At 71.0% G+C, this 14,412-nt stretch carries 12 protein-coding genes and 1 other RNA gene; 9 read left to right on the top strand and 4 right to left on the bottom strand.

Annotated elements, in window-relative coordinates; translation table 11 throughout:
• The first annotated feature begins 84 nt into the window (after positions 1–84).
• Both prfB and BZL64_RS12940 read left to right on the top strand, forming a co-directional pair.
• Positions 85–1,188 carry a peptide chain release factor 2 gene (prfB, locus tag BZL64_RS12945; protein ID WP_086769241.1) on the top strand — a complete coding sequence of 368 codons (1,104 nt, stop codon included), beginning with the start codon at positions 85–87 and terminating at the stop codon, positions 1,186–1,188.
• Between the two features lie 304 nt (positions 1,189–1,492).
• Positions 1,493–2,359 (top strand): hypothetical protein, encoded by an 867-nt coding sequence (locus BZL64_RS12940; RefSeq protein WP_086769239.1) that lies wholly within the window; start codon positions 1,493–1,495, stop codon positions 2,357–2,359.
• A 90-nt stretch (positions 2,360–2,449) separates the two neighbouring features.
• Here BZL64_RS12940 and BZL64_RS12935 read toward each other — a convergent pair whose 3' ends face one another.
• Positions 2,450–2,647: a hypothetical protein gene (locus BZL64_RS12935; protein WP_086769237.1), complete on the bottom strand. Its 198-nt coding sequence runs from the start codon at positions 2,645–2,647 to the stop codon at positions 2,450–2,452.
• A gap of 237 nt (positions 2,648–2,884) precedes the next feature.
• Between BZL64_RS12935 and ftsE the strand changes: the two genes are divergently transcribed.
• The 5 genes from ftsE to ssrA all read left to right on the top strand — a co-directional run bounded on the left by ftsE (position 2,885) and on the right by ssrA (position 6,902).
• A complete protein-coding gene (ftsE, locus tag BZL64_RS12930) occupies positions 2,885–3,574 on the top strand; it encodes a cell division ATP-binding protein FtsE (RefSeq protein ID WP_086769235.1) in 690 nt (229 codons plus the stop codon).
• Positions 3,575–3,610: 36 nt separating this feature from the next.
• The gene (gene ftsX / locus BZL64_RS12925) at positions 3,611–4,528 is read left to right on the top strand and encodes a permease-like cell division protein FtsX (protein ID WP_086769233.1); all 918 of its coding nucleotides are present in this window, start codon (positions 3,611–3,613) and stop codon (positions 4,526–4,528) included.
• Positions 4,529–4,596: 68 nt separating this feature from the next.
• Positions 4,597–5,766: a S41 family peptidase gene (locus BZL64_RS12920; RefSeq protein WP_086769231.1), complete on the top strand. Its 1,170-nt coding sequence runs from the start codon at positions 4,597–4,599 to the stop codon at positions 5,764–5,766.
• Positions 5,767–5,846: 80 nt separating this feature from the next.
• The gene (gene smpB, locus BZL64_RS12915; protein ID WP_190046513.1) at positions 5,847–6,380 is read left to right on the top strand and encodes an SsrA-binding protein SmpB; all 534 of its coding nucleotides are present in this window, start codon (positions 5,847–5,849) and stop codon (positions 6,378–6,380) included.
• A gap of 133 nt (positions 6,381–6,513) precedes the next feature.
• Positions 6,514–6,902, top strand: a transfer-messenger RNA (tmRNA) gene (gene ssrA / locus BZL64_RS12910).
• Between the two features lie 62 nt (positions 6,903–6,964).
• On the opposite strand, the gene BZL64_RS12905 is transcribed toward ssrA, so the two are convergent.
• The 3 genes from BZL64_RS12905 to BZL64_RS12895 all read right to left on the bottom strand — a co-directional run bounded on the left by BZL64_RS12905 (position 6,965) and on the right by BZL64_RS12895 (position 11,838).
• Entirely contained in the window at positions 6,965–7,975 is a 1,011-nt protein-coding gene (locus BZL64_RS12905; RefSeq protein ID WP_086769228.1) for a LacI family DNA-binding transcriptional regulator, read from the bottom strand.
• Entirely contained in the window at positions 7,969–10,224 is a 2,256-nt protein-coding gene (yicI, locus tag BZL64_RS12900) for an alpha-xylosidase (protein ID WP_086769226.1), read from the bottom strand. The genes BZL64_RS12905 and yicI overlap by 7 nt, the downstream gene beginning before the upstream one ends.
• 306 nt (positions 10,225–10,530) lie before the next feature.
• Positions 10,531–11,838, bottom strand: a complete 1,308-nt coding sequence (locus BZL64_RS12895) for an MFS transporter (protein WP_391014077.1) — start codon at positions 11,836–11,838, stop codon at positions 10,531–10,533.
• Between the two features lie 20 nt (positions 11,839–11,858).
• On the opposite strand from BZL64_RS12895, the gene BZL64_RS12890 reads away from it, so the two are divergent.
• Together BZL64_RS12890 and BZL64_RS12885 are read left to right on the top strand one after the other, a co-directional pair.
• Entirely contained in the window at positions 11,859–12,824 is a 966-nt protein-coding gene (locus tag BZL64_RS12890; protein ID WP_086769222.1) for a LysR family transcriptional regulator, read from the top strand.
• Between the two features lie 525 nt (positions 12,825–13,349).
• On the top strand, positions 13,350–14,159 hold the full coding sequence (locus tag BZL64_RS12885) for a hypothetical protein (protein ID WP_143663115.1): 810 nt from the start codon (positions 13,350–13,352) through the stop codon (positions 14,157–14,159).
• The last annotated feature ends 253 nt before the right edge of the window (positions 14,160–14,412 follow it).

Raw genomic sequence — 14,412 nt, 5'->3', positions numbered from 1 at the left:
CCCGCCGCCCCTTCCCGTCCCCCACCCGGCCGGGGGCTGTGGCCTCCGGCGTTCGCCGCTTGGCGGAGCCGTTACGCTGGAGGGGTGGCAGTCGTCGATGTATCCGAAGAGCTCAAGTCCCTCTCCTCGACCATGGAGTCGATCGAGGCCGTTCTGGACCTCGACAAGCTGAGGGCAGATATCGCCGTGCTCGAGGAGCAGGCGGCAGCGCCGTCCCTGTGGGACAACCCGGACGAGGCGCAGAAGATCACCAGCAAGCTGTCCCACCTCCAGGCCGAGGTCAGGAAGGCCGACGCGCTGCGCGGCCGGATCGACGATCTCTCCGTCATGTTCGAGATGGCCGAGGAGGAGGACGACCCGGACGCCCGCGCCGAGGCCGAGTCCGAGATGGTCTCCGTCAAGAAGGCGCTGGACGAACTGGAGGTCCGCACACTGCTCAGCGGTGAGTACGACTCCCGCGAGGCCCTCGTCAACATCCGCGCCGAGGCCGGTGGCGTCGACGCCGCCGACTTCGCCGAGAAGCTCCAGCGGATGTACCTGCGGTGGGCGGAGCAGAAGGGCTACAAGACGGAGATCTACGAGACCTCGTACGCGGAAGAGGCCGGCATCAAGTCGACCACCTTCGCCGTGCAGATCCCGTACGCCTACGGCCAGCTCTCCGTCGAGCAGGGCACGCACCGGCTCGTGCGCATCTCGCCCTTCGACAACCAGGGGCGCCGTCAGACCTCCTTCGCGGGCGTCGAGATCCTGCCCGTGGTCGAGAAGACCGACCACATCGAGATCGACGAGTCCGAGCTGCGGGTGGATGTCTACCGCTCCTCCGGCCCCGGCGGCCAGGGCGTCAACACCACCGACTCCGCGGTGCGGCTGACCCACCTCCCCACCGGCATCGTCGTCTCCTGTCAGAACGAGCGGTCGCAGATCCAGAACAAGGCCTCCGCGATGAACGTCCTCCAGGCCAAGCTGCTGGAGCGTCAGCGTCAGGAGGAGCGGGCCAAGATGGACGCCCTCAAGGACAGCGGCAGCTCCTGGGGCAACCAGATGCGTTCGTACGTCCTGCACCCGTACCAGATGGTCAAGGACCTGCGCACCGACTTCGAGGTCGGTAACCCCGAGGCCGTTTTCAACGGTGAGATCGACGGGTTCCTGGAGGCCGGCATTCGCTGGCGCAAGCAGCAGGAGAAGTAACTTTGTCGACAAGGCAACTGCCCCCGCGATGGGGGTAGTTGCCTTTTCGTTTGCCCGCGCGTCCCGGCGTGGCTGGGTTTTACGTCACACTCACACCTTCAATGCCCGGCAAAGGGTGCCGAGTTGGACATTGCGTGCGCAACGGCCTTGACGTTGCTATGAAAAATGGGAAGGGTGCAGTTTGGCATGCGTATCTCTGGGGCGCATGTGAACCGGGGGCTTCAGCACTTCTTGCTACCCCCGTCGATCACCGCCCCGGGCGCGGCCTCATCGACGAATTCCGGCTACTGGGGGTAGCGACCATATGACAAAGAAGACGCGCGTCCGTATCGCGCGCATCGCCGCGGGCGCAGTGATCGCCGCGGGCGCCTCGCTGACGGCGGCGGGCGTCGCCTCGGCCGCTGGCGACGAGGGCGGCCTGAGCGGGCTTGTCGAGACCTCCGTCGAGGGCGAGGTCACCACGCAGGACGGTGAAGAGCCCTGCCCGATCGGGATCTGCACCGGCACGACGGGTGAGACCACGACGACGGGTGAGACCACCACCACCGGTGAGACGACCACCACGGGTGAGACGACCACCACGGGTGAGACCACCACCGGTGAGACCACGACGACGGGTGAGACGTCCACCACGGGCGAGACCTCGACGACGGGTGAGACCACCACCACGGGTGAGACGACCACCACGGGTGAGACGTCCAACGCCGGTGGCAACTCCAACGCTGGCGGCAACTCCAACGCCGGTGGCAACTCCAACGCCGGTGGCAACTCCAACGCCGGTGGCAACTCCAACTCCGGCGGCAACTCGGGCACCGGCGGTTCGAGCAGCACCGGTGGCTCCAGCAGCACCGGTGGTTCCAGCACCACGGGTGGGTCCTCCGACGGTGGTTCCACCACCGGCGGTTCCAGCACCTCCGGCGGCTCCACCACCGGCGGTACCGGTACCACCCCCGACGGCACCGCCGCTCAGGAGGTCGGCAGCTCCGCGCTGACCGACACCTCGGACTCGACCTCCGACAACGCCGCCCAGGGTGGTGGCAAGGAGCTGGCCGAGACCGGCGCCGGGCAGACCACGTTCCTGATCATCGGTGCTGCCACGATGATCGTCGGCGGCATCGGCTTCCGTGTCCTTCCGCGTCTCGCGGAGGGCCGTGGCGGAGCCGCTGCCTGACGGTAGGCAGTCGCACCGCTACGTGAAGTGATGTGAGCGCGAAGGGCCCGGAGCGGGAAAGCTCCGGGCCCTTCGGCGTCGTACGGGGGGCTACGCGGTCTGGTGGGCGAGCAGGGCCATCGCTGCCACCAGCACCGCCAGCAGCGCGATCAGCGCCATCGGGTTCAGTCCCGCGAAGAAGTTGTTGTCCTGCTGCTGCAGCCGCTCGCGAGTCGCGCGGCAGACTCTGCACCGGCCCTCGTTCACGGGCGCGGCGCAGTTGGCGCACACCAGCCGGTCGTACGTCATGCGCTCGCCCTCCTTGCACCGGTTCCACAGACACAACGCCCGCTGTGACGCAAACGTTCCCCTCCACTGTGCCAGGTTCCGCCGGATTCAGCGCGGGGTCCCGGCGGGAGCTGCCTCACAGGGCGGCGGCCGTACAAAAACGCACAAGCCGCACACAACCGTGACCGCTGCCTGCGCACGTGTCCCCGGTTCGCGTATGGTCACGCTCATCTACCCCCGGCGACCCGTGGTGCATCCGTGATCCGATTCGACAATGTCTCCAAGGTCTACCCCAAGCAGACCCGCCCCGCACTCAGGGAAGTGTCCCTGGAAGTGGAGAAGGGCGAGTTCGTGTTCCTCGTGGGGTCCTCCGGCTCCGGAAAGTCCACCTTTCTGCGGCTGGTCCTCCGTGAGGAGCGGTGCAGCCACGGTCAGGTGCACGTCCTGGGCAAGGACCTCGCGCGCCTGTCCAACTGGAAGGTGCCGCAGATGCGCCGCCAGTTGGGGACGGTCTTCCAGGACTTCCGCCTGCTGCCCAACAAGACGGTCGCCGAGAACGTCGCCTTCGCGCAGGAGGTGATCGGCAAGTCCCGCGGCGAGATCCGCAAGTCCGTGCCGCAGGTGCTCGACCTCGTCGGCCTCGGCGGCAAGGAGGACCGGATGCCCGGTGAGCTGTCCGGTGGTGAGCAGCAGCGGGTGGCGATCGCCCGCGCCTTCGTGAACCGGCCCAAACTGCTGATCGCGGACGAGCCCACCGGCAACCTCGACCCGCAGACCTCCGTCGGCATCATGAAGCTGCTGGACCGGATCAACCGGACCGGTACGACCGTGGTGATGGCGACGCACGACCAGAACATCGTGGACCAGATGCGCAAGCGCGTCATCGAGCTGGAGCAGGGCCGACTCGTCCGCGACCAGGCCCGCGGCGTCTACGGCTACCAGCACTGACCGCCGCCGTCCACGGAAAGGCTTGAACAACCCGCCATGCGCGCCCAGTTCGTACTGTCCGAGATCGGTGTCGGTCTCCGTCGCAATCTGACGATGACGTTCGCCGTCGTCGTCTCCGTCGCCCTGTCGCTCGCCCTGTTCGGAGGGTCGCTCCTGATGAGCGACCAGGTCAGCACGATGAAGGGCTACTGGTACGACAAGGTCAACGTCTCGGTCTACCTCTGCAACAAGAGCGACGCCGAGTCGGACCCCAACTGCGCCAAGGGCGCGGTGACCGAGGACCAGAAGAAGCAGATCAAGACCGACCTCGGCAAGATGTCGGTCGTCGACTCGGTGACGTACGAGTCGCAGGACGAGGCCTACAAGCACTACAAGGAGCAGTTCGGCGACTCCCCGCTGGCGGCCTCCCTCACGCCGGACCAGATGCAGGAGTCGTACCGGATCAAGCTCAAGGACCCGGAGAAGTACCAGGTCGTCGCGACCGCCTTCGACGGGCGGGACGGCGTGCAGTCCGTGCAGGACCAGAAGGGCATCCTGGACAACCTCTTCAAGCTGCTGAACGGCATGAACTGGGCGGCGCGCGCGGTGATGGCGCTGATGCTCGTCGTGGCGCTCATGCTGATCGTCAACACCGTGCGCGTCTCGGCGTTCAGCCGGCGGCGCGAGACCGGGATCATGCGCCTGGTCGGCGCCTCGGGCTTCTACATCCAGGCGCCGTTCATCGCGGAGGCCGCCGTCGCCGGACTGATCGGCGGCACGGTCGCGTGCGGATTCCTGGTGCTCGCCCGGTACTTCCTCATCGACCACGGACTGGCCCTGGCCGACCAGCTGACACTGATCAACTTCATCGGCTGGGACGCGGTCCTGACGAAGCTTCCGCTGATCCTCGCCACCAGCCTGCTGATGCCCGCGCTTGCCGCGTTCTTCGCGCTGCGCAAGTACCTGAAGGTGTGACACATGCCAAGGGGGTCGTACGGTCAAGCGACCGTACGGCCCCTTCGCGTTCCCCTAGACTCACCGCCATGTCAGGCCGCGAACCGCTCTGTTCGCCCCGCCGCTTCGGCCGCGGGGCGGCGCTGACCTTGGTGTTCGCCAGCGTGCTCGTCGCGGGCGCGGCGACCGGATCGCTGCCCGACAGCCGCGGCAGGTCCGCGTCCGGAGCTGCCCGCGCCGCGGCCCCCACCAGCCCCCCCGAGGCCGTGACCAGGGCCGCCGAGGAAGCGATGGCCGACGGAAAATCGCCCCTGGAGGCCGCCGAACGGGCCGTGAGCCGCAGCGGGGACCGCTGGGCGGCGGTGTACTCCGAGGGCGAGTACGAGCAGTTCGCCCAGTCCCTGGACGGCCTGTACACCGGCGTCGGCCTGGAGGCGCGGCGCGAGCGGGACGGCCGGATCGAGGTCACCAAGGTGCAGGCCGGTTCCCCCGCCGCCGCCGCCGGGATCCGTGCCGGGGACCGGCTGCGCAGCGTCGACGGAAGCACGGTCGACGGACGGCCGGTCACCGACGTCGTCTCCTTACTGCGCGGTGACGCGACGGACGCGGCCGCCGGTACGACCGTGCGGCTCGGCCTGGAGCGCGGCACGCGCGTGTGGACCCAGACGCTGTGCCGGGCCCGCCTGTCCACCGACTCGGTCACCGTGCGCACCCTCGCCGGAGGCGTCACCGTCATCCGGATCACCGCGTTCACCAAGGGCGCCGGTGACGCCGTGCGCACCGCCGTCGACGCGGCCCCGGCCGGTGCCGGGGTCGTCCTGGACCTGCGCGGCAACTCCGGCGGTCTGGTCACCGAGGCCGTCTCCACCGCCTCCGTCTTCCTCGACGGCGGCCTCGTCGCCACCTACGACGTAGAGGGCGAGCAGCGCGCCCTGCACGCCGACTCGGGCGGCGACACCACACGCCCCCTGGTGGCGCTCGTCGACGGCGGCACCATGAGCGCGGCCGAACTGCTCACCGGCGCCCTGCGGGACCGAGGCCGGGCGGTCGTCGTCGGCTCGCGCACCTTCGGCAAGGGCTCGGTCCAGATGCCGAGCCGGCTGCCCGACGGTTCGGTGGCCGAGCTGACCGTCGGCCACTACAGCACCCCGTCCGGCCGGAGCGTCGACGGTACGGGCGTCACCCCCGACCTGGACGCGGACGACGGGGCGCTGGAGCGGGCCGAGACCCTGCTGAGCGGGCTCGGGGACGCTTCGTGAGCGTCCGTTCAGGCCCCTCGTAATCGGCTTTCCCTCAAGGGCCCCGCAGGTGCGAAAATGGCGGGACTATGAACAAGGCAATGTACGTACCCAAGGAGTCCCAGCCGAAGCAGGGCAAGCCGGCCGAGGACAAGACAAAGGGCAAGCGCAAGATCGTCGCGCAGAACAAGAAGGCCCGGCACGACTACGCGATCATCGACGTCTACGAGGCCGGGCTCGTGCTCACCGGCACCGAGGTGAAGTCGCTGCGCCAGGGCCGTGCCTCGCTGGCCGACGGCTTCGTGCAGATCGAGGGCGACGAGGCGTGGCTGCACAACGCGCACATCCCGGAGTACAGCCAGGGCAGCTGGACCAACCACTCCGCGCGCCGCAAGCGGAAGCTGCTGCTGCACCGCGAGGAGATCGACAAGCTGTCGTCGAAGTCGGAGGAGACGGGACACACGATCGTGCCGCTCGTCCTGTACTTCAAGGACGGCCGGGCGAAGGCGGAGATCGCTCTCGCGCGAGGCAAGAAGGAGTACGACAAGCGCCAGACCCTGCGGGAGAAGCAGGACCGGCGGGAGTCGGACCGGGTGATCGCGGCGGCCAAGCGGAAGCAGCGGGCGGCCGAGTAGCGGCCCGACAGCGCCGGGGACCGGCCGGGCGCCGGGAATAGGCTGGCATCGCGGTGCGTTGGTCACGTACGATGGCGACAGTCCTCCACAGCGGGGACGAGCCGCCCCCTCGGGGGCATTGAAAAAACAACATGGGGATGATCGGTTTCGACAGCGGCTGTTGAAGCAGGGGAAGCGTGTCGAGGAAGCGGCAATGATCTCGTTAACCATATGTCGCAAAAAATAATCGCCAATTCCAAGAGCGATTCCCAGTCCTTCGCCCTCGCTGCCTAATAAGCAGTGAGTGAAGGACCCTTAATGGGTGTCAGCCCGGGAGTGTTCCCGACCCGGATCCTGGCATAATCTAGGGGACTAAACCATCGAGCCCGGTCACGGGGTTCGATGGGAAATCAAACAGTGGCTGGGCCCGTCGGCGACTTGTTCGCGTGATCGCCGGGGCCGAGAAAATCGCAGCGAACTGCGCACGGAGAAGCCCTGATTCTGCACCGTTGGACGCGGGTTCGATTCCCGCCATCTCCACCACCCCATGTGAACAGAGAACCCCGCCTCCCCAGGGAGGCGGGGTTCTCTGCTGTGTGCCGCCCTCAGGCCAGGGTCCGGGGTCCCGTGCTCGCCCGCCGCGTGAGGCGGGGCGGCAGCAGGGTCGCCTCCGGTACCTCCTCGCCGGCCAGCTTCCTCATCAGCAGTTCCACCGCCCGCGCGCCCACCTCCGCGGCCGGCAGGGCGATGGAGGTGACGGGTACCCGCAGGCCCTCGGCGAGTGCGTCGGGGCAGATGGCGGTGATCGACAGATCGCCGGGGACGCGCAGGCCCAGCCGTGCGAAGGCGTCGACCAGGGGCTCCAGAACCGCCTCGTTGTGGACGACCACCCCGGTCAGCGCGGGCTGCTCGCGCAGCAGCCGTTCGGCGACCCGGCGGGCGGCGGCGGGCGTCGCCTCGCACGGGTGCACGGCGGAGGCCAGCCCGGCCCGGTCGGCCGCCCCGGTGAAGCCCTGCACCACCCGCTGCGCGAACGCCGTGCCCCGCACATACACCTCGGGCGGCGACCCGACCAGCGCCACCACCCGGTGTCCCAGCCCCGCCAGATGCTCCACGCAGGCCTCGCCCGCCGCCCGGAAGTCGAGATCGATGCAGGTCAGCCCGGTCGCCTCGGACGGGAACCCGATCATCACGGACGGCCGCCCGAGGGAGCGCAGCAGGGGCAGCCGGGGGTCCCGGAGCTGGACGTCCATCAGGATCAGGGCGTCCACCAGGGCGGTGTCCGCGACCCTGCGCAGTCCCTCCTCGCCCTCCTCCTGGGTGAGCAGCAGCACGTCGTGGTCGTGGCCGCGGGCGGCCGTCACCACCGACACCGCGAACCGCATGACGACCGGGACGTCGATGCCGGCCCGTAGCGGTACCACCAGCGCCAGCACGTTGGAGCGGCTGCCGCCCAGGGCGCGGGCGCCCGCGTGCGGGCGGTAGCCCAGCTCGCGGACGGCCGCCTCGACGCGCTGCCGGGTCTCCTCGGAGATCGGGCGCTTGCGGCTGAGGGCGTACGACACGGTGCTGGGGGAGACCCCGGCCCGCCGCGCCACATCGGTGATCTTCACCATCGGTCCAGCTCCAGGGTGAGGAACCCGGTGCCCGCCTCGGCGTGCGCCAGCCGGTCTCCGGCCGCCAGTGCCCAGGGGGCGACCGGGTCACCGCAGGAGGCCCGCAGGGTGTCCCCCTCGCGGACGACGGTGAAGGTGACCTCGCCGACCCGCACCGTGACCCGGGCCCCGCGCTCCAGGCCGTACGTCCGCAGGGTGACCCCGTCGGCGTGCGCGTAGTCGGGGCGGTCGGCGTGGGCGCCCACCGGGAGCACCGCGCCCGGCCGGACCAGCAGCGGCACGCTCATGGCGTCGTGCCGCTCGCGCACCCAGCGCGGCCCGGTCACCGTCCGTCCGGTGACGTAGTGGGTCCAGGTGCCCTCGGGCACGTAGTAGGTGACGTCCCCCTCGTCGCTGAAGACGGGTGCCACCAGCAGGTCGGGGCCGAGCATGTACTGCCGTTCCAGGTGCGCGCAGCCCGGGTCGTCGGGGAACTCCAGGACCATTGCCCGCATGACGGGCGTGCCCTCCTCGTGGGCGACGCGGGCGGCCTCGTACAGGTACGGCATGAGCCGCAGCTTCAGCCGGGTGAAGTGCCGCAGCACGGCCACGGACTCCTCGTCGAACAGCCACGGCACCCGGTAGGAGGAGCTGCCGTGCAGCCTGCTGTGCGAGGACAGCAGGCCGAAGGCCAGCCACCGCTTGAACAGGGCGGGCGTCGGCGTGCCCTCGAAGCCGCCGATGTCGTGGCTCCAGAAGCCGAACCCGGACAGGCCGAGGGACAGTCCGCCGCGCAGCGACTCCGCCATCGAGGCGTAGGTCGCCTCGCTGTCGCCGCCCCAGTGCACCGGGAACTGCTGGCTGCCGGCCGTCGCCGACCGTCCGAACACCACGGCCTCGCCCTCGCCGCGGTGCTTGCGCAGCACCTCGAAGACGGTCCGGTTGTAGAGGTACGTGTAGTGGTTGTGCATCCGCTCCGGGTCGGAGCCGTCGGACCACTCCACGTCGAGGGGCACCCGCTCGCCGAAGTCGGTCTTGAAGCAGTCGACGCCCTGGGCGAGCAGGGCCTCCAGCTTGCCCGCGTACCAGTCGCGGGCGGCGGGGCTGGTGAAGTCGACGAGTGCCATGCCCGGCTGCCACAGGTCCCACTGCCAGACGCCGCCGTCAGGGCGTCTCAGAAGGTGTCCGAGGGCCCTGCCCTCCGCGAACAGCGGGGAGCGCTGGGCGATGTACGGGTTGATCCACACGCTGACGTGCAGGCCCTTCGCCTTCAACCGGGCCAGCATCCCCTCCGGATCGGGGAACACCCGCGGGTCCCAGGTGAAGTCGCACCACTGGAACTCCCGCATCCAGAAGCAGTCGAAGTGGAAGACGGACAGCGGCAGTTCGCGGTCCCGCATGCCTTCGATGAAGGAGGTGACCGTCTCCTCGTCGTAGGAGGTCGTGAACGAGGTGGACAGCCACAGGCCGAAGGACCAGACGGGCGGCAGGGCGGGGCGGCCGGTGAGGGCGGTGTACCTGCGCAGGATCTCCTTCGGGGTGGGACCGTGGATGACGTAGTACGTCAGCTCCTGGGTCTCGGCGCTGAACTGCACGCGGGACACCGCCTCCGAGCCGACCTCGAAGGAGACCCTGCCGGGGTGGTCGACGAAGACGCCGTAGCCGGCGTCCGTCAGGTAGAACGGCACGTTCTTGTAGGCCTGTTCGGTGGCCGTGCCGCCGTCGGCGTTCCAGATGTCGACGGTCTGGCCGTTCTTGACCAGCGGGCCGAACCGCTCGCCGAGGCCGTGGACGGTGGTGCCGACGCCGAGGTCGAGCTGTTCGCGCAGATAGTGGGCGCCGCTCGCGTCGCGCATGATGCCGAGGCCCTTCGGGCCGCTGGAGGTCAGTGAGCGGCCGTGGGCGAGGAAGTCGACCCGCCAGGGACCGGAGCGCGACACCCGCACCGACAGGGAGCCGGAGGTGAGCGTCGCGTACTGGTCGTCGAGGGAGATCCGCGGGGCGGTGTCCGTGCCGGTGAGGCCGAAGGCGGGCTCGCGGGACCGTTCGCCGGTGAGGTGGGTCAGGGTGAGGCCGACGACGTCGGGCATCGGGCTGTGCGCCCGGATCGTCAGGACCGGTCCGGTCAGCAGGTCGCCGCGCGAGCGGACCGGGCGGGTCGGGGCGTGGATCTCCAGGACGCCGCCGGACTCGGCGACGTCGAGGACCTCGGCCGGGTGGGCGGCGGTGACGCCCTCGCGCAGGAGCCAGTAGCCATCGGTGAACTTCACGTGGGGGGTCCTTACTTCACGGCTCCGACCGCGCTGCCGCGGGTGAGCGTCCGCCGGAGGACGAGGGTGAGGAGGACGTCGGGGCGTGCGGGACGCCGAGGGCCCGGAGCGCGCCGAGGGCCGCACGTCGTGCCTTCAACACCCTGTGCCTTTCGGGGGAGTCGGATGGTTCTCGCGGGCAGGGACGCTCGCCACGCGGCCGGACCGGGCGGGCCCGCCGCGTCGGAGCGGTCGTCCGTCGAATCGATTCGACGCCCGATGTCGAAGCGCTTCGACGGGCGAAGGTAGGTGGCCGCTGTGGGCGCGTCAATGGGAGGCGCGCGATTCGGCCGGGTCCGGTCGGTCCTGGCCGGGCTTCTGCGGTACGGGCCGCCGGACGGCCGTCAGGGAGATCAGCAGGGCCGTCGCCGCCGCGAGCACCGGTATGCCGTAGCCGGCCGCCGGGGAGACGTGGTCGGTGATCCAGCCGCCGGCCGCGCTGCCGCAGGCGATGCCGCCGAGCAGGCCCGTCACCGCCAGGGTCATGCCCTCGTTGAGGCGTCCCTCGGGGGTGCGCTCCTGGACCAGCGCCATCGTGGTGACCATCGTCGGCGCGGTCGCCATCCCGGCCACCAGCAGCGCGCCGGCCAGCAGCGGCAGCGAACCGGCGACGGCCGCCGCGAGCAGCGGCAGGGTCAGCAGGACCGTCATCGCGGCCACGCTCCACGGATGCCGGCGCGCGGCCGGACCCACCGGCCGCAGCGTCCCGAACGCCAGCCCCGCCGCGCACGAGCCGGCCGCCTGGAGCGCGAGCACCACGCCCGCGGCGGCGGCGTGCCCACGCGCGTCCGCGAACGCGATCGTGACGACCTCCGTCGCCCCGAACACCGCCCCCAGCGCGAGACAGCAGACCAGAAGCGGCATGACGCCGGGCGCCCGCAGCGGCGACGGTCCGGCCGCCGTACCGGGACGCGGTGGCGGCTCGGTCGCGCGCTGGGCGGCGAACACCAGGGTCCCGGTCACCAGCAGCACCGCGCCGGTCAGCGTGCCCGCCTCCGGGAAGAACGTGCCGCACAGGAAGGCCGCGAGGACCGGGCCCAGCATGAAGCACAGCTCGTCGGCGGCCTGTTCGAAGGAGTTCGCGGTGTGCAGGGCGGCCGGGTCGCCCCGGAAGAGGTGGTTCCAGCGGGCCCGGGACATGCCACCGGTGTTGGGCGTGGTCGCGGTGGCGGCGTAGGCGGCGAACAGGGTCCAGTCCGGCGCGCCCCGGCGCACGCACACCACCAGGGCGAGGCTGCCGAGCACCGCGACCAGCGTGGCCGGTACGGCGATCCGGGCCTGCCCGTACCGGTCGACGAGCCGTGCCGTCCAGGGGGCGACCAGCGCGGTGGCGGCGAGCCCGGTCGCGGTGACGGCACCGGCGAGGGCGTACGAGCCGCGGGTGCCGGCGATCATCACCACCGCGCTCACGCTGAACATGCCCATGGGCAGGCGGGCCATGAGGTTCCCGGCGGTGAAGGCGCGGGCGCCGGGGACGGCGAAGAGAGCGCGGTACGGGTTCGGTCGTGGCATGGGTTCACCGTCGCCCGCGGCCGAACACGGGGTCCAACACCTGTTCGGGGCCGATTCACGCACGTGCGTTGTAAGTTCACCGGATGTCCGCTCACCTCGACCCACGCCTGCTGCGCGCCTTCCTCGCCGTCGCCGAGGAACTCCACTTCACCCGCGCCGCGGCCCGTCTCTACGTCGCCCAGCAGGCCCTCAGCCGGGACGTGCGGCGGCTGGAGCGCGAGCTGGGTGCCGAACTGTTCGTGCGGACCACCCGGCAGGTGACGCTCACCGCCGACGGCGAGCGGCTGGTGCCCCACGCGCGCGAGGTGCTCCGTGCGCTGGACGACCTGCTCGCCGCGTTCGGACCGGCCCGGCCGCTGCTGGTGGACCTCAACTCGCCGGGGCTGGCCACCGGCCGTCTGGTGCTGCACCGGGCCCGTGAACTCGCCCCGGAGCATGAGCTGATGGCCCGCTTCGAGAGCGGTCTGACCGGCGCGGCCGGGGAGATCGTCGCGGGACGGCTGGACGCGTCCTTCGGTCGGTACGCGGGTCTGGACCCGGTGCTGCGGGCCCGGCTGGACCACCAGCTCGTGCGCTACGAGCCGATGGCGGTGCTGCTGCCCGAGGGGCACCCGCTGGCCTCGTCGGAGGAGATACCGCTGTCCGCGCTGGCCGGGGAGCGGGTCTACGCGGGCGCCGGGAATCCGCGGACCCCGGAGTGGACCGACCTCGCCCGGCTCCTCTTCGAGGGGCGCGGCATCGAGATCGCGCCGCCCGTGCCGCTCGCCGTCGGGGAGGAGGAGTTCCGGCGGATCATGTCAAAAGATCCCTTTCCGATCCTCGCGGCAGTAGGTTTTCCGGCCATGCCCGGAGCGGTGCTACGACCGCTCGTCGATCCGGTCCCGCTGTCGCCCGTGTCGCTGGTGTGGCGAAAGGGGCTGGTCCATCCGGCGCTCGATGTCCTGCGTCGTGCGGCAGTCGAACTCGGGTTCGCGCGGGGGTGGCTGGAGCGTCCTGCCGGGGGATGGATTCCGGCCATCGACATGAACATGGCGTGTACCCATAAATGAGACATCGCACACATTGGCATCCCGGCTGCGCTAGATTCGTCGCCTGAGCACGCTGGGGTCGCTGGGGGCGCGCTGACCGGGTGGGGGCCCGGTTTCACCGGCATGTGCTCGCGGTCTCGGGCGTGCCCAGCAACCGACCTGTGGTGTCCCGTGGGGGGAAACGCGCACGTGAAGAATTGGCGGGAAGATGCCCAACCGGAGTGGCCGGAAGCGGCATCGCCGACCGGAAACGTACCGGCCATGGAGGGAAACGCCCAGGCGTTTCCCGACGGCGTACGGCAGTCCGTGAGGGGCGGTTCCGGGGAGGACGGCCGGGGCGCGCTCCCGGACGCCGGCCTCGACGCCGAGGCCCGAGCATTACCCGCATACCGGGATGAATCCGGGCGGAGCGGTGAACCGTCGCCCTCGAACGCCCTTTCCGAAAACGAACGGTCGAGCGGTGGGCTCCGGGACCCCTGGGAGGAGGCCGGAGAAGCGTCCGTCGTCCTGTCCGGCACGGACCCGGAGCGCAACGACCCCGACGAGGTGACCGTCCAGCTCGACTCCCCGCACCGCACGACGGGCAAGCGCGGCGACGGCCCGGACGCCTCCGACGCACCTGTGTTCGTCGACGAGACCGGCCGCCGCGGCCGTACCTTCCGGCGGATCGGCATCACCGTGGGACTCGCCTGCGCCGCCTACGCCGTCGTCATCGTCGGCACGCTCCTGTCCGGGAACGCGGGTGCGCCCTGGCTTCCGGTGCCGGGCCAGAAGGGCGACGAGCCCGCCGGCCGGGTCGACACCTCCGGTGAGCCCAGCTCCTCGGTCACCCCGACGCCGCCCGGCTTCGCGGCGCCCGGCCTCCCCGGCTTCACCGCCTCAGGGCCCGCGTCCCTCCCGTCGGGAACGGGCGCGACTCCCAGCGCTTCGGGCAGCGCCGCCGTGCCGCCCAGCATGCCCGCCGCCGCGCCTCGGCCTCCGCTGCCCAGCGCGTCCGGCCGGCCCAGCCCGGTCCTCAGCAGCGATCCCCCGGCACCGGTACCGAGCACCCCGGCCGCGTCACCGCCGCCACTGCCCGAGCCGACCCCGCCGGTCACCGTGGAGTCCACCCCGCCGCCGCCCCAGCCCTCCCCGGCGGGAGGCGCGGGCCCCGTGGTGGCGGGGGGCGGGTCCGACCCCGTGACCACCGGCTCCGGTGAAGAGACCGGTACGGCCGCGGCCTCCGGTGCCGATCCGGGGGCGGGTTCCTCACCCCAGCCGGGTCCGTCGCCGTCGCCGTCCGCGTCACCGGGATCCTCGTCCGGTCCTGGCGATGCGCCCGACACGGCCGAGGTCCCGGGCACCGTCGCCTCCTGAGCCTCGTCCGACCGCGTCCCGTCCCGTCGGCCCCGTGTCGCGCGCTTCTCGCCGCACCGGCCGGCCGGCCCCCGGCCTCGTCGCGTACCGCCGTCGGCTCTCCTTCCGCTCCGCCCTCCGGCACAGCCGTCCCCGCCCGCCCCGAGTCCGGGCGGCCCGTCCTCGTATCCGAAAGAACGCCCCTCATGGCTCCACGCAGCAGCCGGCGCACGACCCGACGGTCCGCCGGACCCTCCGCACCCTCCTCCCCGGG

The organism is Streptomyces bobili (genome assembly GCF_002154575.1).
Classification (GTDB): Bacteria; Actinomycetota; Actinomycetes; order Streptomycetales; family Streptomycetaceae; genus Streptomyces; species Streptomyces bobili.
The sequence above is the reverse complement of the archived record's forward strand: the minus strand, read 5'-3'. Positions and strand labels throughout refer to the sequence as shown.

What these genes read in the sequence shown, in the direction of transcription:
- smpB (WP_190046513.1), top strand. Translation starts at nt 5,847, where the DNA reads ATGTACGTACCCAAGGAGTCCCAGCCGAAGCAGGGCAAGCCGGCCGAG.
- BZL64_RS12920 (WP_086769231.1), top strand. Translation starts at nt 4,597, where the DNA reads ATGTCAGGCCGCGAACCGCTCTGTTCGCCCCGCCGCTTCGGCCGCGGG.
- ftsX (WP_086769233.1), top strand. Translation starts at nt 3,611, where the DNA reads ATGCGCGCCCAGTTCGTACTGTCCGAGATCGGTGTCGGTCTCCGTCGC.
- BZL64_RS12935 (WP_086769237.1), bottom strand. Translation starts at nt 2,647, where the DNA reads ATGACGTACGACCGGCTGGTGTGCGCCAACTGCGCCGCGCCCGTGAAC.
- BZL64_RS12890 (WP_086769222.1), top strand. Translation starts at nt 11,859, where the DNA reads ATGTCCGCTCACCTCGACCCACGCCTGCTGCGCGCCTTCCTCGCCGTC.
- BZL64_RS12905 (WP_086769228.1), bottom strand. Translation starts at nt 7,975, where the DNA reads ATGGTGAAGATCACCGATGTGGCGCGGCGGGCCGGGGTCTCCCCCAGC.
- BZL64_RS12940 (WP_086769239.1), top strand. Translation starts at nt 1,493, where the DNA reads ATGACAAAGAAGACGCGCGTCCGTATCGCGCGCATCGCCGCGGGCGCA.